Annotated in this window: 18 protein-coding genes; 12 read left to right on the top strand and 6 right to left on the bottom strand. The window is 67.4% G+C overall.

The window, feature by feature from the left end:
- Positions 1-106: 106 nt before the first annotated feature.
- Complete coding sequence (locus MNQ99_RS00095) at positions 107-1,306, bottom strand: ROK family transcriptional regulator (RefSeq protein WP_422387475.1); 1,200 nt, start codon at positions 1,304-1,306, stop codon at positions 107-109.
- A gap of 116 nt (positions 1,307-1,422) precedes the next feature.
- Here MNQ99_RS00095 and MNQ99_RS00100 point away from each other — a divergent pair, with 116 nt between their 5' ends.
- The 9 genes from MNQ99_RS00100 to MNQ99_RS00140 all read left to right on the top strand — a co-directional run bounded on the left by MNQ99_RS00100 (position 1,423) and on the right by MNQ99_RS00140 (position 11,288).
- The gene (locus tag MNQ99_RS00100; RefSeq protein ID WP_241913999.1) at positions 1,423-3,165 is read left to right on the top strand and encodes a sugar ABC transporter ATP-binding protein; all 1,743 of its coding nucleotides are present in this window, start codon (positions 1,423-1,425) and stop codon (positions 3,163-3,165) included.
- Complete coding sequence (locus MNQ99_RS00105) at positions 3,162-4,211, top strand: ABC transporter permease (RefSeq protein ID WP_241914000.1); 1,050 nt, start codon at positions 3,162-3,164, stop codon at positions 4,209-4,211. Before MNQ99_RS00100 ends, MNQ99_RS00105 begins: the two co-directional genes overlap by 4 nt.
- Positions 4,208-5,317: an ABC transporter permease gene (locus tag MNQ99_RS00110; RefSeq protein ID WP_241914001.1), complete on the top strand. Its 1,110-nt coding sequence runs from the start codon at positions 4,208-4,210 to the stop codon at positions 5,315-5,317. The genes MNQ99_RS00105 and MNQ99_RS00110 overlap by 4 nt, the downstream gene beginning before the upstream one ends.
- 1 nt (position 5,318) lies before the next feature.
- Entirely contained in the window at positions 5,319-6,545 is a 1,227-nt protein-coding gene (locus MNQ99_RS00115; RefSeq protein ID WP_241914002.1) for a substrate-binding domain-containing protein, read from the top strand.
- Positions 6,546-6,653: 108 nt separating this feature from the next.
- Positions 6,654-7,502: a sugar phosphate isomerase/epimerase family protein gene (locus MNQ99_RS00120; RefSeq protein WP_241914003.1), complete on the top strand. Its 849-nt coding sequence runs from the start codon at positions 6,654-6,656 to the stop codon at positions 7,500-7,502.
- 91 nt (positions 7,503-7,593) lie between these two features.
- The gene (locus MNQ99_RS00125) at positions 7,594-8,793 is read left to right on the top strand and encodes a Gfo/Idh/MocA family protein (RefSeq protein WP_241914004.1); all 1,200 of its coding nucleotides are present in this window, start codon (positions 7,594-7,596) and stop codon (positions 8,791-8,793) included.
- Positions 8,783-9,778, top strand: coding sequence for a sugar phosphate isomerase/epimerase family protein (locus MNQ99_RS00130; protein ID WP_241914005.1), 996 nt, complete (start codon positions 8,783-8,785; stop codon positions 9,776-9,778). The genes MNQ99_RS00125 and MNQ99_RS00130 overlap by 11 nt, the downstream gene beginning before the upstream one ends.
- Positions 9,779-10,066: 288 nt before the next feature.
- Entirely contained in the window at positions 10,067-10,891 is an 825-nt protein-coding gene (gene nadE, locus MNQ99_RS00135) for an ammonia-dependent NAD(+) synthetase (RefSeq protein ID WP_241914006.1), read from the top strand.
- Positions 10,892-10,937: 46 nt separating this feature from the next.
- The gene (locus MNQ99_RS00140; RefSeq protein ID WP_241914007.1) at positions 10,938-11,288 is read left to right on the top strand and encodes a DUF5655 domain-containing protein; all 351 of its coding nucleotides are present in this window, start codon (positions 10,938-10,940) and stop codon (positions 11,286-11,288) included.
- Between the two features lie 56 nt (positions 11,289-11,344).
- Here the strand turns inward: MNQ99_RS00140 and MNQ99_RS00145 are convergent, their stop codons facing one another.
- The gene (locus MNQ99_RS00145) at positions 11,345-11,947 is read right to left on the bottom strand and encodes a uracil-DNA glycosylase family protein (RefSeq protein ID WP_127513064.1); all 603 of its coding nucleotides are present in this window, start codon (positions 11,945-11,947) and stop codon (positions 11,345-11,347) included.
- Between the two features lie 249 nt (positions 11,948-12,196).
- Between MNQ99_RS00145 and MNQ99_RS00150 the strand changes: the two genes are divergently transcribed.
- Together MNQ99_RS00150 and MNQ99_RS00155 are read left to right on the top strand one after the other, a co-directional pair.
- Entirely contained in the window at positions 12,197-13,000 is an 804-nt protein-coding gene (locus MNQ99_RS00150) for an exodeoxyribonuclease III (RefSeq protein WP_127513065.1), read from the top strand.
- A 1-nt stretch (position 13,001) separates the two neighbouring features.
- Positions 13,002-13,826 carry a DUF8083 family protein gene (locus MNQ99_RS00155; protein WP_127513066.1) on the top strand — a complete coding sequence of 275 codons (825 nt, stop codon included), beginning with the start codon at positions 13,002-13,004 and terminating at the stop codon, positions 13,824-13,826.
- 79 nt (positions 13,827-13,905) lie between these two features.
- Here the strand turns inward: MNQ99_RS00155 and MNQ99_RS00160 are convergent, their stop codons facing one another.
- The 4 genes from MNQ99_RS00160 to MNQ99_RS00175 all read right to left on the bottom strand — a co-directional run bounded on the left by MNQ99_RS00160 (position 13,906) and on the right by MNQ99_RS00175 (position 18,290).
- Complete coding sequence (locus MNQ99_RS00160) at positions 13,906-14,919, bottom strand: LacI family DNA-binding transcriptional regulator (RefSeq protein ID WP_241914008.1); 1,014 nt, start codon at positions 14,917-14,919, stop codon at positions 13,906-13,908.
- 7 nt (positions 14,920-14,926) lie between these two features.
- Positions 14,927-15,883, bottom strand: coding sequence for a carbohydrate ABC transporter permease (locus MNQ99_RS00165; RefSeq protein WP_241914009.1), 957 nt, complete (start codon positions 15,881-15,883; stop codon positions 14,927-14,929).
- Complete coding sequence (locus MNQ99_RS00170) at positions 15,880-16,845, bottom strand: carbohydrate ABC transporter permease (protein WP_127513069.1); 966 nt, start codon at positions 16,843-16,845, stop codon at positions 15,880-15,882. Before MNQ99_RS00170 ends, MNQ99_RS00165 begins: the two co-directional genes overlap by 4 nt.
- A 95-nt stretch (positions 16,846-16,940) precedes the next feature.
- A complete protein-coding gene (locus MNQ99_RS00175; RefSeq protein WP_241914010.1) occupies positions 16,941-18,290 on the bottom strand; it encodes an ABC transporter substrate-binding protein in 1,350 nt (449 codons plus the stop codon).
- A gap of 252 nt (positions 18,291-18,542) precedes the next feature.
- Here MNQ99_RS00175 and MNQ99_RS00180 point away from each other — a divergent pair, with 252 nt between their 5' ends.
- Positions 18,543-20,393 (top strand): glycoside hydrolase family 13 protein, encoded by a 1,851-nt coding sequence (locus tag MNQ99_RS00180; RefSeq protein WP_241914011.1) that lies wholly within the window; start codon positions 18,543-18,545, stop codon positions 20,391-20,393.
- Positions 20,394-20,406: the final 13 nt, after the last annotated feature.

Consider the following 20,406-nt stretch of genomic DNA (forward strand, 5'->3'; position numbering starts at 1 on the left):
GCCGTCAGTGGATGAGCGTTTGTCTCACGCTAGCCCCGGAATAGCAGACGTGGGAGCTCAAGCAGGTTGCGAAACGATAACTTCAGACCGCTCGGGAGTGAAGCAGTTACGCTGACGCCGCGGCCTCGATCGCCTCGGGCGAAAGCACATGCCCGATCGCCAGCGACACGGCTCCCAGCACGCCCGCGCGCTGCCCGGCCACCGACGGGGCAATCCGCAGGTGCTCGGTGGCCAGCGGCAGCGAGCGCCGGTAGACCACTTCTCGAATGCCGGCCAGCAGGTGCTCGCCGGCCTGTGCCAGCCGGCCGCCGACCACGATCACGGACGGATTGACCAGGTTCACGCAGGTGGCCAGCACGTCGCCGATGTCCCGGCCTGCCTGGCGCACGGCCTGGATCGCCTGCAGGTCGCCCGAGCGCACCAGGTCAATCACGTCCTGGCTGCTGTTGGCCTTCTTCCCGTCGGCCGACAGTGCTGCAGCCAGCGCCGGCCCGCCCGCCAGCGCCTCCAAACAGCCGGTGTTCCCGCAGCGGCAGGCCACGCCGTCACCGCGCGGCACCCGCACATGGCCCAGGTCCCCGGCGGTACCCTGCGCGCCGCGCTGGAGTTGGCCGGAAGAAATGATGCCGGCGCCAATCCCGGTGGCCACCTTGATCAGCATCAGGTCGGCGGTCTCCGGCCAGGCCATCGCCTGCTCGCCCAGCGCCATGATGTTGACGTCGTTGTCCACCAGCACCGGCACCTTGAAGTGTTGCTGCACCAGTCCGGGAACGTCCACGCGGTCCCAGCCGGGCATGATCGGCGGATTGATCGGCCGGCCCGTGTCATGTTCGACCGGCCCGGGCAGCCCGATGCCAATCGCGCCCAGGTCCGCCGCGCTCCGGCCGGCTTCCTGCAGCAGCCGCGCCACCGCGTCGCAGAGCCAACCCAGCACGCTGTCCGGGCCGCTGGCGATGCTCAGTTCGGCGCGCTCTTCGGCCAGCACCGCACCGGAGAGGTCAGCCACGACCACCAGCGCGTGCGTGGCACCGAGGTCCGCTCCGACCACCAGCCGCGCGGCCGGATTGAGTGCAAACAACGACGGCGGCCTACCGCCAGTCGACGTCGCTCCGCCGACGGGCGCGATCAGCCCCACGCGCATCAGCGCGTCCACGCGGGCGGTCACCGTGGACCGGGCCAGGCCGGTCAGCTGCGCCAGTTCGGCGCGGGTACGTGGCTGGCCATCACGGAGCAGCTGGAACACCTCGCTGGCTCCTGCGGCCGGCTGCGCGGCCAGGCGCTGCGGGGCGACGTCGGACTTCAACACACTTTCAGTAGAGCATGCACCACTTCCGTTTGTCTCTATGCAGACTAAGAAAGACCTCTCAACAACTTATGTTGGACTATCGACAAAAGTATGTGACGCGTGCCACAGTAGGGTGCGTGGAGCGCATTGTCAGCAACCATGCGGCCGGAATCGGCCCGGAACGGGATCAGCCTGTGCTTGAAGTGCGCGGGCTGACGAAGAGTTTCTTTGGGAACCCGGTGCTGCAGGATGCGTCGCTGACGCTGCACCCGGGCGAGGTGCACGGCGTCGTGGGGGAAAACGGCGCCGGCAAGTCCACCTTGATGAAGATCTTGGCAGGGGTTTACCAGCGCGATTCCGGAACGGTGCTGCTGCGCGGCCAGAGCGTGCAGTTCAGCCACCCCACCCAGGCACACGAAGCCGGCCTCTCCACGGTGTTCCAGGAATTCAACCTGCTGCCGGACCGCACGGTGGCCGAGAACATCTATCTGGGCCGCGAACCCCGCAAAGGCCTGCTGGTCAGCCGGGCGAAGATGAACGCCGCCACCGCGGACCTGCTGGATTCCCTCGGCATCGGGTTCATCCGTCCCACCTCACTGGCTCGGTCGCTGTCGGTGGCCGAGCAACAGATTGTGGAGATAGCCAAAGCGGTCAGCTACGACGCCCGGATCATCTCCATGGACGAGCCGACCGCCGCCTTGTCCGGCCCGGAAGTCGACCTGTTGTACGGCATCGTGCAACGGCTGGCCGAACGCGGCACCGGAATCCTCTACGTCTCGCACCGGCTGCGCGAAATCTTCGACCTCTGCGAGACCATTACCGTGCTCAAGGACGGGCGGATCGTGGATACCAAACCCGCCGCCGAACTCGACGACGCGTCACTGGTGCGGATGATGGTGGGCCGGCCCATCTCCGCCTACTTCCCGGACAAGCTGCCGGCCGAGCCTGCGGCGGAGAGCCAGACGGCCGAAGGCCCGGCGGCCACTCCCGGCGAAGCCACAGCCCCCACCCCGTTGCTGGAACTGGACGGCGCCGGCAACGACCAGCTGGACGGCATCGGGCTGAAACTGATGCCCGGCGAGATCGTCGGAGTCGCCGGACTCCAAGGGTCCGGCCGCACTGAATTGCTGCACGCGGTCTTCGGCGCCGCACCGTTCAACCGCGGCACCATGCAGCTGGACGGCCGGCCGGCCCGTCCCCACTCGCCGCGCCAAGCGGTGCGGCACGGCATCGCGCTGATCACCGAGGACCGCAAGGCGCAGGGCCTGAGCCTGAACCAGTCGCTGCTGGACAACGCGCTGGGCGTGGTCCGCGCCGTATTCCCCGGCCGCACCTCCACCGTGCGCCGCGAAGTCGCCGGTTCGTTCAGCATCTTGGAGGTGGTCGCCCGGGACCTGGACCAGGAGGTGCAGTACCTCTCCGGCGGCAACCAGCAGAAGATCGTGCTGGCCAAGTGGCTGGCAGTCTCACCGCGCGTAGTGCTGCTGGACGAACCAACCCGGGGCATCGACGTCGGCGCCAAGGTGGCGGTGTACCGGCTGATGCGCCAGCTTGCAGCCGAAGGCAAGGGCGTGCTGATGGTTTCCAGCGAACTGCCGGAGGTGATCGGCATGTCCGACCGGATCCTGGTGATGCGCGACGGCCAACTCGCCGGGGAACTCCCCGCCGGTGCCACCGAAGAAGAAATCCTGCGCCTCGCCACCGGCGCCAGGGTTCCCGGGTGGACGCCCGAGGGCGGCCACCTCACAGACCCCCAGCCCGACGGCGGGGCCCACCCGGGCGGCGGCCAGCCCGACGGCGATGGGCACCCGAGCGGCGGCCAGCCCAAGGGTTGGCCTCGCGTTCCGGAAGATGGCAGCACGACCGGAGGAACGGCATGACGACGACCAGCTCTGCAACGCGGGCCAAGCCAGCAGCACAGGCCGGCGCTTTTTTCGCCAGGCTGAGCTCAACCCAGATCGTCTATCTGGTGGCGCTGCTGGTGCTGATCGCCGGCAGCATCCTGGTGGCCACCACCGGCCGCAGCTTCTTCAGCCCGGGCAACATCTCCGCCATCCTGACCGGCACCAGCGTGCTGGGCTTCGTCGCCATCGGCCAGACCCTGGTGATTCTGGTCGGCAGCCTCGATCTTTCCGTATCGTATGTGACCAGCTTGGCCAGCCTGATCGGTGCCGGCGTCATGGCCAACCAGAGCGGGAACGTGCCGGCCGCCGTGGCCCTGGCTCTGGGGATCTCGGCTGTGATCGGCCTGATTAACGGCCTGATAGTTGCCGGCCTCAAGGTGCACGGCTTCATTGCCACGCTGGGCATGGGCCTGATTATCAGCGGCTACCTGGCCACCAATTACAAGGGCAGTTTCGGCCAGGCTCCGCTCTCGTTCCGGCTGATCGGCGCCACCGGGCTAGGGCCGGTGCCGATCTCCACACTGATAATGCTGGCCTGCGCCGCGCTGGTGCTGCTGATGCTGCACCGCACCCGGATCGGCCACCACATTTATGCGGTGGGCGGCAACCGGGATGTGGCCCGGATGTCCGGCGTCCGCGTGCCAGGCGCCGTGATCACCGCCCACGTTATCTGCTCCGTTCTCGCTGGCATGGCGGGCCTCTTGCTGGCCAGCCGACTGGGCGTCGGCAGCCCAACGGTCGGCACGCAAGGCGGCTACGACCTGCTTTCGATCGCCGCCGTGGTGCTGGGCGGAACCCTGCTGGCCGGCGGCAAGGGTTCGGTCGTCGGCACACTTGGCGGCGTGTTGATCTTCGCGATGCTGGACAACATCATGTCCGTGCTGCAGATCAACCCCTTCATGAAGGACGTGGTCCGTGGCGTGGTAATCGTGGTCGCCGTGGCCGTCTACGCCCGCCGCACCATCGTCACCCGGCCCCCGCGCTTCGGGCACGGCGGGCACCAGCAGGAGATACAGCCATGAGCACCATCCTGGACCCCGCAGCCGGCCGCGCCGTCCTGCAGCAGAACCGGGCCAGCCGCGGCGAACGATTCCTCCGCGGCCTGCGGACGCCCGGCGGCGGCGTCTTCGTACTGCTGGTCGCCCTGCTGGTTGCCATCGTCATCCAGAACCCGTCGTTCGGTGAGCCCGAATCTTTCATCCGCTTCGTCGGACGCACCGCCCCGATTGCAATTGCAGCGATCGGGCAGTACTTCGTGATCGTTTCCGGCGAATTCGACCTGTCCATGGGGTCGGTCGTCACCATGCAAGTAATCGTGGCGGGCAACCTGATCGGCGACGACGACTCCAAGGTCATCCCGGTGCTGGTGCTGATGTTCGTCCTCGGCGCGGTGATCGGCCTGATCAACGGCTTGGTCACCACGTTGCTGAGGGTGCCCAGTTTCATCGTCACGCTGGGCATGATGCTGGCCCTGCTGGGTCTGGTCCTCTTTTGGACCGGCGGCGCCGCCCAGGGCAACCCGGCGGACAGCTTCCGGCAGATCGGCCGCGGTGGCATCGAAGATGTGCCGGTACTCGGGATCATCCCCTACCCGGTGATCATCCTGGCCGCGGTGGCCGTGCTCGCCTTCTGGCTGATGCGCCGTCCCTACGGCCGCACACTGCTGGCCGTCGGAGACAACGACGTCGCCGCCGCGCTGACGGGCGCGCGGGTCTGGTGGGTGCGGACCCGCGCCTTCATGCTCTCCTCCCTCGCAGCCACCGTCTCGGGAATCCTGCTGGTCGGGTACGCCGGAGTCCATCCGTCGGTGGGGCGCGGCTATGAGTTCACGGCGATCACCGCCGTCGTACTGGGAGGGGTGGTGCTGGGGGGCGGACGAGGCTGGGTGCTCTCGGCCGCAGCCGGCGCCTTCGCCCTGGAAGCGCTGTTCACGCTGCTGAACTTCATGGGCGTGGCGTCCACCTGGCGGAACACCGTGCAGGGCGTCATCATCATCGTCGCCGTGGCTGCCGCCGCGCAGTCCTGGCAACGCAAACGCCGCGGGGGCTCTGCGGCCGCGCATTCCGAACAACAACGCATCACTGCGGCACCAGAGCCCGCTGAGGGCACCGACAAGGGAGGGAACTGACATGACGAGGAAACGTCTAAGTACCGCGGTCGCGCTCACAGCGACCGCATCGCTACTGGCCATGACTGCGTGCACCACCGATCCATCGGTGACGGAGGATACCGGCAGCCCCGCCGCGTCAGCTCCGGCGGAGACCACCGAGGCCGCTCAGGAGTGGTTCAGCCAGGCGCTCTATGACGAACAATTCGAACAGCGCACAGCCGATTTCCAGGGCGATCCGGACCAGCCGTGGCTGCAGTACATCGACGGCGACATGACCGACACAGCGAACTTCGCGGCCGAGGGTGCCAAGAAGGTCTGCTTCGCCAACGCGTCCATCTCCAACCCTTGGCGGCAGACCGGCTGGATCACGATGAACGAGCAGCTCAAGGTGCTGCAGGACGAAGGCGTGATCTCCGAGATGGAGACCCGCGACGCGCAGGACGACTCGAATACGCAGATTGCCGATATTGACTACTTCATCAGTGAAGGCAACTGCGACGCGTTTGTCATCTCGCCGAATGCGACGGCGGCGCTGACGCCTGCGGTCGAGCGGGCCTGCGAGACGGGTAAACCCGTGGTCGTATTCGACCGCGGTGTGGAGACCGACTGCGCCACCACGTTCATCCACCCGATCGGTGGATTCGCCTGGGGCATCGACAGCGCGAACTTCCTCACCAGCAAGCTCCAGTCCGGGGACAAGGTGGTGGCGCTGCGCATCCTGCCCGGCGTGGACGTGCTGGAACAGCGCTGGGCCGCGGCGGAGAAGATCTTCGAAGAAAAGGGCATCGAGGCCACTGACTACTTCACCGGGGCGGATCCGACCGAGATCAAGAAGATCATTTCCGACGAACTCGCCAAGGGCGACGTGCAGGGCATCTGGATGGACGCCGGCGACGGCGCGGTGGCGGCGATCGAGGCGTTCGAGGACGCGGGCAAGGACCTGCCGGTGATGACCGGCGAGGACGAGCTGAGCTTCCTGCGCAAGTGGAAGGACACCGGCATCGACGCGATCGCTCCGGTGTACTCCAACTTCCAGTGGCGCACCCCGCTGCTGGCGGTGCAGAAGATCTTCGCCGGCGAGGAGGTTCCGGCCGAGTGGGTACTGCCGCAAAAGCCGATCCCGGCCGAAGAACTGGACGACTGGCTGAAGCGCAATGAGGGCATGCCGGACGGCCACTACGCGAAGTTCGGCGGCGAGGACCTGCCGGGCTACCCAGAGGTCTGGCAGAAGCGCCAGATTCCGTAAGGCAGGCGTGTCCGTCCGGTGGGGGGCCGGGCGGACACGTTGTTCACGCCCGGACCTCTGTTCGGGCGGATGGCACACGGCACCAGCGGAAGTGAGGGAGGTACACGAATGGACCGGCCGATCGGGATCAACACCTGGGTGTGGCAGTCCCCGCTGACCGACGCCGTGCTGCCGCAGCTGCTGGCGAAGATCGCCGGGATGGGGTTCGACGCGGTGGAAATGCCGCTGGAGAATCCCGGCGACTTCACCGCCGGCACCGCCCGGGACGCCCTCGCGGCCACCGGCCTGGAACCCTATCTGGTGGGCGCCATGGCACCGGGCCGCGAATTGGTCCTGGCCGACGCCGGGTCGGTGCAGGCTACCCAGGACTATCTGGCGGCCTGCATCGACCTGGCGCGCGACCTCGGCGCCCCGGCCGTGTGCGGCCCGTTTTACTCGAGCACCGGCCGGGTCTGGCGGATGGACGCCGAGGACCGGGCCGAGGCGTACCGCCAGCTGCGCGTGAATCTGGCGCCGCTGGCCGCCCGAGCCGAAGCGGCCGGCGTCGTGCTGGGGATTGAGCCGCTTAACCGGTACGAGACCTCGCTGATCAACACCGTGGAGCAGGCGCTCGAGGCGCTGGAACCGCTGCTCGGGCACGGCGTGGGGCTGGCGCTGGACAGCTACCACCTGAACATCGAAGAACGTTCCAGTTCCGCGGCCATCCGCGCCGCCGGGGAACATTTGGTCCACCTGCAGGTCTGCGGCAATGACCGCGGAGCTCCGGGTGGCGACCAGACCGACTGGCCGGCGCTGGTCACGGCACTGGACGACGTGGGCTATGCCGGCCCGCTGAACATCGAAAGCTTCACCGCGGACAACGCCGCCATCGCCACGGCCGCATCGATCTGGCGGCCGCTGGCACCGAGCCAGGACCGGCTGGCCGAGGACGGGCTGGCGTTCCTGCGGAGCCTCTAACCCCGGCGGCGCTGGCCTTGGGACCGCCGCAGGTTCCGCCGCAGCACAGATCGGGCCGCAGTACGGACCGACGAGCACGAAGGAGAAGACGATGACCGCCAATCCGGACGGGCCGCCGCTGGGCGTGGCAGTGCTGGGGCACGCCTTCATGGGCAAGGCGCACTCGAATGCCTGGCGCAACGTCTCCGCCTTCTATCCGGGCGGGCCCGCGGTGGCCCAGCGGGTCCTGGCCGGCCGGGACCCGCACGGCGTGGCCGCGGACGCCGCCCGGTACGGCTGGGCCGAGGGCTCCACGGATTGGCGTGCCGTCCTGGCCCGCGACGATGTGCAGATCGTGGACATCTGCACTCCGGGGCATTTGCATGCCGAGCTGGCCGTCGCCGCGCTGGAGGCCGGCAAGCACGTGATCGTGGAGAAACCGCTGGCCAACTCGGTGGCGGAGGCGGAGCTGATGGCGGCCGCGGCCCGCAGCGCCCGCGCCGCCGGCGTGCACGCGATGGTCGGCTTCAACTACCGGCGGGTTCCGGCGCTGGCCCTGGCCCGGCAGCTGATCGCCGAGGGCAGGATCGGCACCGTGCGACAGGTGCGGATCGCCTACCTGCAGGACTGGCTGGCCGACGATGCCGCGCCAATGACCTGGCGGCTGCGCCGGGAGACCGCCGGCTCCGGGGCGCTCGGCGACCTGGCCTCGCACGCGGTGGACCAGATCCACTTCCTGCTCGGCGCGCGGGTCACCTCCGTGTCCGCAACGCTCAACACCTTCGTGGACACCCGGCAGGGTCCGGACGGGCCGGAACCGGTGACGGTGGACGACGCCGCGTGGGCCACGCTGCGGCTGGATTCCGGCGCGGTGGCCAGCCTGGAGGTCACCCGGATGGCCACCGGCCGCAAGAATGCGCTGCGGATCGAGGTGTACGGATCGGGCGGGCACCTCAGCTTCGACCTGGAGCGGCTCAATGAGCTCCACTATTACGACGCCGGTGCCCCGCCGGGGCTTGCAGGTGCGGCAAGGATCCTGGTCACCGAGCAGTCGCACCCGTACCTGCAGGCCTGGTGGCCGCCCGGGCACGTGCTCGGCTGGGACCACACGTTCACCAGCCAGGCCGCTGATTTCCTGGCCGCGGTGGTTGCCGGATCGGCACCCAGTCCGAGTTTCGAGGACGGCCTGGCGGTGCAAAAGGTGCTGGACGCCATGGTGCGCAGCGCCGCCCAGGGGGGCACCGCCGTCGTTCTGGCCGGACCCGGCAGCCGCCACGACCTTTCAGCGACAGGAGCAACCGATGCCTCGTAACTTCACCCTGTTCACCGGCCAATGGGCGGACCTGCCCTTCGAGCAGGTGGCGGAACTGGCCGCCGGCTGGGGCTACGACGGCCTGGAGATCGCGGTGTCCGGCGACCATCTGGACGCATGGCGCTGGGACGACGACGACTACATCGCCGACCGGCTGGGCATCCTGGAGCGCCACGGACTGAAGGTGTGGGCCATCTCCAACCATCTGAAGGGCCAGGCGGTCTGCGACGACCCGATCGACTTCCGGCACCAGGCGATCGTCGGCGGGCGCGTCTGGGGCGACGGCGATCCGGAGGGCGTGCGGACGCGGGCGGCAGAGGAGATGATGCACACCGCGCGGCTGGCGCAGCGACTCGGGGTGAAGACCGTGGTGGGGTTCACCGGGTCCTCGATCTGGCAGTACGTGGCGATGTTCCCGCCGGTGCCGGCCCATGTGATCGACGCGGGCTACCGGGACTTCGCCGACCGCTGGAACCCCATCCTGGACGTGTTCGATGAATGCGGCGTGCGGTTCGCGCACGAGATCCACCCGTCCGAGATCGCCTACGACTACTGGTCCACCGTGCGGGCGCTGGAGGCGGTGGGTCACCGCGAGGCGTTCGGGATCAACTGGGATCCGAGCCACATGATGTGGCAGGACATTGACCCGGTGTCGCTGATCTGGGATTTCAAGGACCGGATCTACCACGTGGACTGCAAGGACACGAAGTTGCGGATCACCGGGCGTAACACCCGGCTGGGGTCGCACCTGCCGTGGGGCGACCCGCGGCGCGGCTGGGACTTCGTCTCCACCGGGCGGGGAGACGTGCCGTGGGAGGCCAGCTTCCGGGCACTGGCGGCGATCGGGTACGACGGGCCGATCTCGGTGGAGTGGGAGGACGCCGGGATGGACCGGCTGCAGGGGGCACCGGAGGCGCTGGAGTTCCTGAAGCGGTTCGACTTCGAGCCGCCCTCGGTGTCTTTCGATGCCGCGTTCAAGCAGTAGGGGCGGGGCGGGGAGGCGGGGCGGGGCGGGGAGGCGGGGCGCTGGAGCGGCCGGTCGAGCGCGGCCGGAGCGGCGCCAGAAACGCGGCAGGGCGGTTGCGGGCGGCGCCGGTAAGGCGGCTGGGCGGTCGGCGCAGGTAAGGCGGCTGGGCGGTCCCCGGCCGTAACTGTCCATGTTCAACCAGAATTGTCCACGTCTTGACGCGGGCCGAGCCCCTGACCTGCGGCGATGCTCAGGTGCCCGCCAATACGTGGACACCCGGCCGGGGTCCTCCAGTAGGCTGTGGTCATGCGTGAACTCCAGGCCACGATCATTGACGAACTGGGCGTCCAGCCCTCCATCGACCCGGCGCAGGAAGTCGCGCGGCGCGTCGGATTCCTCAAGGACTACCTCAAGACCAGCCGCACCAAGGGCTTTGTGCTCGGCATCAGCGGGGGGATCGACTCCAGCCTTGCCGGCAAGCTCGCTCAGCTGGCCGTGGACGAGCTCAAGGCCGAGGGCGTCGACGCCACGTTCGTGGCCGTGCGCCTACCGTACGGCGTCCAGCATGACGAAGACGACGCCCAGGCCGCGATGGACTTCATCAAGCCGACGGCGTCATGGACGTTCAACATCAAGTCGGCCGTTGACGGTTTCCAGTCCGAGTTCACGTCGACCACCGGCGAGGAGATCACGGACTTCAACAAGGGCAACATCAAGGCACGCGCCCGGATGATGGCCCAGTACGCGCTGGCCGGTCAGCACAACTATCTGGTGCTGGGCACCGACCACGGCGCCGAGTCGGTGACTGGCTTCTTCACGAAGTTCGGCGACGGCGCGGCCGACGTCTTGCCGCTCTTTGGACTGAACAAGCGGCAGAACCGCCAACTCCTGGAACATCTGGGCGCCAGCGACCAGGTGGCGCACAAGGTGCCGACGGCGGACCTGCTGGATGACAAGCCGGGCCGCACGGATGAAGACGAACTGGGCATCAGCTACGACCACATCGACGAATACCTAGAGGGCGGCGCGGTCCCCGATGAGGTCGCCGAGAAGATCGAGCAGCGCTACCTGATGACCAGGCACAAGCGCACAACCCCAGTGTCCATCCTGGACAAGTGGTGGCGTAGCTAGGACCCGTCCAAGGCTGCGTCGCTGCGCAGGAGCCGGGAGCTGGAGGGTGGAGCTTGACGAATTCCTCGCGAACAGAAACCCGAAGGCCGTCTCGTTGTTCCTGGAGTTCCGGGCAATAGTCCTGTCGCTCGGTCCGGTTCAGGAGCGGGTCCACCGGACGGAAGTCGCGTGGGCAGACCAACGCGTATTCGCTGACGCGTTCACCCTTTCCGATCGATTGGAAGTTGCGATCCATTTGCTGAGGCGGGTAGAGCACCCACAGCTGCTCCAGGCTTTTCCGACCACCCGGAAGGTGATGACCCACCGGCTATCCATTACGGCCGCGGGGCAGCTCGACGACACCATCGAGGCGCTGCTGGCCGAAGCGCTCGACACCGTCGGCCCGGGGACCCGATGAAGCTCGGGCGGTCCGGGCACCTGTTGAGCGGGGTGGGCCCGGGAACCGGCTGAAGCTCAGCCGACCAGGCTCTTCGCCCGCCTCACTGCCTTACGGAAGTCTTCCTGGTTTTTCTTGCTGATCAAGGCCTTGCCGCCGGGGCTGGGCGCCTTGATGACAGTCGGCCGGGTGAACGCACCCATGTGCTTGGCCCACTGGGTCTTGGTGAAGGTTCCACACAATACGACTACTTGAAGGCGTGGCAGCAGCCCGAGGACGGTTTTGAGCGCCTTGACCCCGGCGATGGTCTGGATTGGGGTCGGCTCAGCGCCGTCCAGGAAAAAGGGAACCGTGTTCCACTGGAGGATTCCGTCGTGAAGCTCCGCCTCGTTCCGTTCGTTCCAGCACCGCTCGGCGGCCTGGTCCGGGTTGTCGACTGAGACGAATCCCAGCCCCTCGGCGGTGACCGTGTTGCTTCCGGGGCTGTCGAGCAAGAAGAGCACCCGGGCCGCGGAACCGGCATCCGCCGGGTCAAAATGCGGTACAGGCTCTTTCCGCGTCTTGGCGTATGCCTCCCGCCATTCTTCAAGCTCTTGAATGGCCGGCTCGGTTTGCAGCATGGCTTTCCTCTGCTGCTGTTCGTTCGGATCTGCGAGGGTCTGCGGCTTATCGGCGAACATATCTCCAACATACCCCCCGGCCGAAGGAAGCCGCAGGGTCGGCTACGCGGTTTCGGCAGCGCGCGGGCTGGTTCCGCCTCCGCGCGCCCCGGTTCCGCCACCCGCACTGCGCGGTTCCGCCTCCGCGCGCCCCCGTTTCGCCACAGCTCGGCGCGGTTCCGCCACCCGCACTGCGCGGTTTCGCCTCCCCGCGGCCCGTTTCGCCCGGACGAGAAGCGCAGCATGCGCCGTTTGGGTAACGTAGCTGTTGTGAAGATTGCTACCTGGAATGTGAACTCGATCCGTGCCCGCGCCGACCGCGTTGAGGCCTGGCTGCAGCGCTCCGACGTGGATGTCCTGGCCATCCAGGAGACCAAGGCCAAGGATGAGAACTTCCCGTGGGACCTGTTCGAGAAGAACGGCTACGAAGTGGCGCACTTCGGCCTGAACCAGTGGAACGGCGTGGCCATCGCCTCCCGGGTCGGCCTGGATGACGTGGAACGGACCTTTCCCGGCCAGCCGCACTTCGGCAAGACCGAAGAGATCACCGCTGCCGAGGCCCGCGCCATCGGGGCAACCTGCGGCGGCGTGCGGGTCTGGAGCCTGTATGTTCCCAATGGCCGGGCAGTCGACGATCCCCACATGCCCTACAAGCTGAACTGGCTGAAGGTGCTGAAAGAAGAAGCCGCCAGCTGGGTCCAGGCCGACCCCACCCTGAACCTCGCCCTGATGGGTGACTGGAACATCGCCCCCACCGACGACGACGTCTGGGACATCGAATGGTTCCGCGCCCAAAACGCCACGCACATCACCGAGCCGGAGCGCTCCGCTTTCCGTGCCTTCGAAGAGGCCGGATTCGTGGATGTAGTCCGGCCGCACACGCCCGGTCCCGGGGTCTACACCTACTGGGACTACACCCAGCTGCGCTTCCCCAAGAAGGAAGGCATGCGCATCGACTTCATCCTGGCCTCCCCGGCGCTGGCCGCCCGGGTCAGCGGTGCGATGATCGACCGCGAGGAGCGCAAGGGCAAGGGCGCATCGGATCACGCACCGGTTATTGCGGAGCTGGATTGAGATGAAGTTTCCGTACGTCTCCTACCTGCGGGTCTTCGAACCACTCGATGTGTTCGACGACGACCAGCAGCTGCTCATCATGAGCCAGCGCGGCCGCGGCAGGGACGTGACGGAGAACCTGGACCGCGGTGACTCGCTGCGCCGGATCACGCGCACCGTGTCCGATCCGTTCCCGCATACCAGCGAGGACCTGATCCGGGTACTGCATTACCCGACGGCGGATGGCATCACCGCCCCACGCTACTGTCCCAACCAGCTGGCCGTCCGCAGTACCTTGGCCGCCGAATCGCTCTCCAGCAGCCTGCGGGATCCGCTGCTGGGGCTGCTGGTGCCGGAAGCCGCGCGCGATGCCCAGCAGTCGCGGCTGGACCCAGACAACTTTGTGGAATCGCTGGCCAAGCTGCACACGCGCAGTTCCACCTGGGGCATCCCGTTCGGCTGGTTCGTGCTGTTCCGCGAGGACGACCATACCGAAAGGGTGGAGACCGACCACACGCTGCAGACCGTCCGCCTAGCCGCCCCGGTTCCGCAGTGCATCGACCGCGCCCGCTACGCGGCGGCATCGCTGGCCGTGGCAGCACCGGGGCTCGATCTGCTCGAAGAACTGACCGAGCTGATCGAGTGGCTGGAGACCTTCACGGCCGATGCCGTCGTGGAGCTGGACTATGGCCGCGTGGCCGAACTGGTCTACCCGGACGAATCGCCGTCGGACGTGCATGCCGGCATCGAATCGCTGGCCGACGGAGACATGACCGGCGCCGCCGCCGCGTACCGCCGCCTGGCCGGCCGCTGGATCAAGATCCGCCAACTGGCCCGCGCCTCCTGACCAATCAGCACCAATGTGCGACGACGGTGGCGGGTCCTTGGCCTCTCACCGTCGCCTTACGCGTGAGTTCCCTGCCAGTTTACGACGACGGCGGTGGCCCGGTTGACGCCCTGACCACCAGTTCGTGCGGCTGGATCCGCGGCACGTCCAGGCGCGCCTTGCCCTGCAGTTCACCCAGCAGCAGCTCCGCGGCGTAGGCCCCCTGCTCGTCAGGCCGCTGCCGGATAGTGGTCAGGCCCATCGGCTCGGCGAACTCGTGGTCGTCAATACCCACCACGGAGAGATCCTCGGGCACCCGAAGCCCTCGTTCGTGCGCGGCCAGCAGCGCGCCGAACGCCATCTCGTCCGCGGAGGCGAAGATCGCCGTCGGCCGCTCCCCCGGCGCATCCAGCAGCTGGCCAGCGGCAATCTTGCCGCCGGCGAACCGGAAGCCCCCCATGGCCTGCCATTCCGGCCGGACCGGCAGCCCGTGCCGGGCCATGGTGTCCCGGAAGGCCTGCTCGCGCCGGCGCGGCACGTCGAAGTCGATGCCGTACGCGCCGCCGCCCTTCAGGTGGGCAATCCTGGTGTGACCGAGCGAAATAAGGTACTCCGCCGCGTCGGTCGCCGCGGCGGCGTCGTCCACGCTGACGCTGCGCAGCCCGTCCACGTGGCCGCCCACAATCACATTGGGATACTCCAAGGCCTGCAGGTCGGCCAGCTCGTCCGGCGTCAACTGCATGCACATCACCAACAGCGCATCGATCCGCTTGCGCAACATGGAGCGGTGGAACACGCGTTGGCGGTTGGTGCCAGAGCCGCCCAGGCTGAACACAATCAGATCGTAGCCCGCAGCCCGCAACGCCCGGTCCACACCTTCCAGCGCGGACGCAAAGTACCACCGTTCGATCATCGGCAGCAGCACGCCCATCGCCATGGTGCGGCCGGAGGCCAAGTGGGCTGCCGACGAGGACGGCTCGTAGCCCAGCGAGTCGGCCGTCTGCAGGACCCGGTCGCGGGTGGCCGCGGAGACCCCGGTCAGCCCGCGGAGGGCACGCGACACCGTGGCCGTCGAGACACCGGCGGCCCGGGCGACGTCGTCGATCCCGGTCACGGCGCCCTCACCCCTTGAGCCCGCCCGCCATCAGGCCGCGGACAAAGTAGCGTTGCAGGCCGAAGAACACCGCCAGCGGAACGATCATGGAGACGAACGCGCCCGCCGTCAGGCGGTGCCACTCGTCGCCGCGGGTACCGGTCAGCTCAGCCAACCGCTGCGTGATTGGCGCGACGTCCGCGGTGCCGCCGGAGAACACCAGCGCCACCAACAGGTCGTTCCAGACCCAGAGGAACTGGAAGATGCCGAAGGCGGCGATCGCCGGCACGGACAGCGGCAGCACGATCCGCCAGAAGATCGTCGCGTGTCCCGCGCCGTCCACCCGGGCCGCCTCGATGACTTCGCCGGGGATCTCGGAAATGAAGTTGTGCAGCAGGAAGATGGCGAGCGGCAGCGCGAAGATGCTGTGCGCTATCCACAGCTGGGCGTAGGTCCCTGACGGCAGCAGTTGGAACTCGCCGATCTTGAGGTTGATAAACAGCGAGAGCAGCGGGATCAGCGCCATCTGCAGCGGCACGATCTGCAGCGCGAAAATGAAGATGAACAGCGTGTCCTTGCCGCGGAACCGGCCCCAGGCAAAAACGTAGGCCGCCATGGAGGCGATCACCAGCGGAATGATGGTGGCCGGGATGACGATCGCCAGCGAATTGATGAAGTACTGGCCCAGGTTGGACGCGGAGCCGCCCGCGGACGCCAGCACGTCGGTGTAGTTCTTGGTGGTGAACTCCAGGTCGCCCAGGACGTTCCACCAGCCGTTGGCCTGGATGTTGTCTTCGGGCCGCAGCGAGGAAATGAACAATCCGAAGGTGGGCACCGTCCAGATCACGGCAATGATGATCGCGGCCGCAGTGGCCCCGCGCGAGGTGAGGCGCTGTTTGACCCGACGAGCGATCGGAATCTGCGGTTCAGCGGCTTTGGCCAGGGCGGCCTCGGGAGCGGCCGGGATGGCAGGCGTTGCGCTCATCGGATTTCCCTCTGCTTCTTCAGCTGCCGGGCGTTGTACAGCACGATCGGGAGCACCATCAGGAACAGGATCAGCGCCAGCGCGGCGCCGCGTCCCGGCTCGCTGGCGCGGAACGCCTGGGTGTACATCTCGTTGGCCACCACCGACGTTTCGAAGTTGCCCGCGGTCATGGTCCGGACAATGTCGAAGACCTTCAGCGTGCCGATGGTGATCGTCGTGACCACCACGATCAGTGCACCGCGGATGGACGGGACGGTAATGGAGAAGAACTGTTGCCTGCCGTTCGCCCCGTCCAGCCGGGCCGCCTCCACAATTTCGGTGGGAATGCCCTTGATTGCCGCGGACAGGATGACCATGGCAAATCCGGTCTGGATCCAGACCATCACGGCGATCAGGAAGAAGGTGTTTTCCGGCGCGTCCAGCAGGAACTGTTTGGGTTCGCCGCCGAACCACACCAGGATCTGGTTCAGCAGGCCGATCTGCTCGCGTTCGGCCCCGCGGTAGGTGTACATGAACTTCCAGATCACGCCGGCGCCCACCATGGAAATGGCCATCGGCATGAAGACCAGGGCCTTCAGCGCCTTCTCGCCGCGCGCCCGGTCGATGAACACCGCATAGGCCAGCCCGATGCCGGTGGACATCAGCGGCACCAGCACAACCCACAGCAGTGTGTTCCTTAGCGTTACCAGGGCCTCGGGCTGGGTGAACATCCAGACGAAGTTGTCCATGCCGTTGGGCGATCCGTTGCGGTCCGTGAACGCCAGGTAGGTGGTTTGGATGGCTGGCCAAATAAGCCCAATAGCCAACAGCACGACGGCGGGTGCCAGGAATCCGATGATGGTCGCCTTATCGCGGAACGTCTTCGGGGCCCGGTCCACCAACAGCATGATCAGGGCGATGATCGCGGCAAAGATTGCCAGCGCGATCACTACCTGCACAAGCTTTTCGCCAACGTCTTCCATGGCACTTACCTCCTTGGTGCGTGGAAGGGAAGGGTCGCGCCGGCCGCGCCGCCCGCATTGGTCACGGGCGGCGCGGCCGGGCTACGGGTAGCGGCTTAGTCCGAAGGCCAGCTGGCTTCGATCGAGTCGACCACTTCCTTGGTCGACTTGCCGTTGATCCATTCCACAACGCCGCTCCAGAAGGAGTTGGCGCCCACCGCACCGGGCATCAGGTCCGAACCGTCGAAGCGGAAAGTGGTGTCTTCCGACTGCAGCAGTTCGATGGACTGGCGGTCCAGGTCGCTGGTGGCCAGGGCAGGATCAAGGCCCTTGTTGGCGCTGATTGCGGCGCCCTGCTCCACCCGCTTGTTGGCGAATTCGGGTGAGGCCATGAACTGCAGGTAAGCCGAAACCTCTTCGCTTTCGGTGTAGGCAGCCACGAACTCGCCGCCGCCGGTGATGGCGCTGGCGCCGGCTTCCTGGCCCGGCGTGATGAAGGCCCAGACGTCGCCGTCCTCGGCCACGTTGGTGCCCTCGGGCCAGTTGGCCGCCTGGAAGGTGGCCTGGTGGTGCATCGCGCAGCTGCCGTCGATCACCGGCAGGCCGCCGTCGTCCACCGAGGTGGAGATGATCGAGCGGACGTCACCGATGCCCCCGTTGACGTAGTCCTCGGTCTTCAGGATGTCGCCGACGGCATCGAACGCGTCGGCGACCTTCGGATCGTTGAACGGGATGTCGTGGTTGACCCACTGGTCGTAGACGTCCGGACCGGCCTGGCGCAGCAAGGCATCCTCGATCCAGTCGGTGCCGGCCCAGCCGGTCGCGTCGCCGGATTCAAAGCCGGCGCACCAGGGCTTCATGGTGCCCTCGTCCGCGATGGTCTTGGTCAGCGCCATCATCTCGTCCCATGTTTGCGGGACCTCCCAGCCCTTGTCCTTGAACGTGGACGGCTGGTACCAGATGTAGCCCTTGACGCTGGCCAGCATCGGCGCGGCGTAGAAGGTGCCGTCGATCGTGCCGTAGGCCTTCCAGTCCGCGGACCAGTTCTTGTCCACCAGGTCGGAGACTTCCTGCGGCGCGGGCTTGAGGTTTCCGGCGCGTGCCTGCGCGGCCAGCAGGCCCGGCTGCGGAATGATCGCCACGTCCGGCGGGTTGCCGGCCTGGGCGCGGACTTGGAGCTGCGTCTCGAATTCATTGGAGCCCTCGTACACCACGTCGATCCCGGTGCACTGCTCGAAGTCCACCCAGGACTGTTCCAGCTTGTCCTGCTCGGTATCCGTGATGGTCGAGTAGACGCTGACCTCGGCGCCGTCAAAGGTGCCGTAGGACTCGTAGGCGGAACAGTCGGCGGCTGCTTCGGACCCACTGGGCTCTTCCGTGCTTCCCCCGCAGGCGGAGAGTGTCAGTGCCATGGCGCTGAGCGCAGCCAACGGCAGGATGGCCTTTCTGGAGCGTGCGATGTGCATGATGTGACTCCTTTGTCCGGTGGCCGCGCAGACGCTGATAGGTCAGGAAGAAGCCACCCAAGTACCAATCTGGTAACTGGTAACGTAAACGCTTACTAAGTGTGCTGCAAGACACATTTTTGCGGGCGGCCGCTTCGATATCGAATCGTGATCTGCGCCGCATTCATGGCCGCCGGGCGATCGTGCCTGCCCGCGCGGTCGCGAAGATCATTAGGCTGGAAGTGGTCCTGACCCGCGAGCCGAGGAGTGTTAATGGCTGCAGCATCCGTACCGTGGTGGCGCGACGCCGTCATCTACCAGATCTATCCGCGCTCCTTTGCGGACAACAATGGCGACGGCATGGGCGACCTGGCAGGCATCAGCGCCAAAATCCCCTACCTGAAGAACCTGGGCGTGGACGCCATCTGGCTCTCGCCCTTCTACGTCTCCCCGCAGAACGATGCAGGCTACGACGTGGCCGACTACCGCGACGTCGATCCGCTCTTCGGCACGCTGGAAGACTTCGACTCCCTGCTGGCACGCACGCACGAACTCGGCGTGCGGGTGATCGTCGACCTGGTTCCCAACCACACCTCCGACCGGCACGACTGGTTCGTCAGCGCGCTGGCGGCCGCCCCGGATTCGCCCGAGCGCGCCCGCTACATCTTCCGCGACGGCAAAGGCCCGGACGGTTCCCAGCCGCCCAACAACTGGCAGTCGGTGTTCGGCGGCAACGCCTGGACCCGGACCAGCGGCCCCGACGGCGCGCCGGGCCAGTGGTACCTGCACCTGTTCGACTCCACGCAGCCGGACCTGAACTGGGAGAACCCGGAGGTCCAGGCGGAGATGGTCTCCGTCCTGAAGTTCTGGCTGGACCGCGGCGTGGACGGCTTCCGGATTGATGTGGCCCACGGTTTGGTCAAGGCCGACGGCCTGCCGGACTGGGCGGCGAAGACCTCGATGGTGGCCGGCAACGAGCGGCTGCCGGGCGAAGACGCATTGGTCGACGACGACGGGGCTGCCGTCGGCCGGCCTGCCGGCGCATCACCGGCCCCCGATGCCCGCCCGGCCCGGGAGCAGGTGCTGGAACCGGCCGGGAGCATCCAGGGCACGGCGCTGAGGCAGGAAGCCAGGCTGCAGGAATCCAGCCCGGAGGAAGCGACCGCCCACCCGGACACCCCGCCCTACTTCGACCAGGACGGCGTGCACGAGATCTACCGGGACTGGCACAAGGTATTGGCGGAGTACGACGGCGACCGCATGCTGGTAGCGGAAGCCTGGGTGGAGCCGGCCGAGCGGCTCTTTGCCTACGTCCGGCCGGACGAAATGCAGCAGGCCTTCAACTTCGACTTCCTGCTGGCCGGCTGGGATGCCCAACGTATGGCCCGCAGCATTGACGATTCGCTGGCGGCGGCAGCGGCTGTCGGCGCGCCGAGCACGTGGGTGCTGTCCAACCACGACACGGTCCGCCACAGCTCCCGCTACGGCCTGACCGACCCCACCACGTTTCCCAAGGGCATCGGCCCGGAGGACGAACAGCCCGACGAGGTACTCGGCTATGACCGCGGCCGTGCCGCGGCGCTGGTCATGCTGGCGCTGCCCGGCTCCGCCTACGTTTACCAGGGCGATGAGCTGGGCCTGCCGGAGCACACCACCCTGCCGGCCGAGGTGCGCCAGGATCCCGCATTCTTCCGCACCGGCGGCGAAGAGCGCGGCCGCGACGGCTGCCGTGTTCCAATTCCCTGGCGGGCGGAGGCGCATGGCTTCGGCTGGGGCTCCACCCAGCACGAACCGTGGCTGCCGCAGCCGGAGGGTTTCGCCCGCTATGCCGCGGACCGGCAGGTAGGGGTGCCCGGTTCCAGCTACGAACTGTACCGGGCGGCGCTGGGCCTGCGCGCCGAGCGGAAGCTCGGCCAGGGCAGCTTCGAGTGGGCGGCGGAGCACAATCCGGCGTCCGGCGTCTTGAGCTTCCGGAACGGAACGGTGCAGGTGCTGGCCAACCTGGGCAGCTCAGCGATCCGGTTGCCCGCCGGCGCTTCGGTGCTCGTAGCGTCGACGGACCGAACCGCCGACAGCGGCTCGCTGGCACCAAACGCCGCCGCCTGGCTGACCACCGGACGCTAGCCCGCCCGCTCAG

This window comes from Arthrobacter sulfonylureivorans (assembly GCF_022637435.1).
GTDB classification, from domain to species: domain Bacteria; phylum Actinomycetota; class Actinomycetes; order Actinomycetales; family Micrococcaceae; genus Crystallibacter; species Crystallibacter sulfonylureivorans.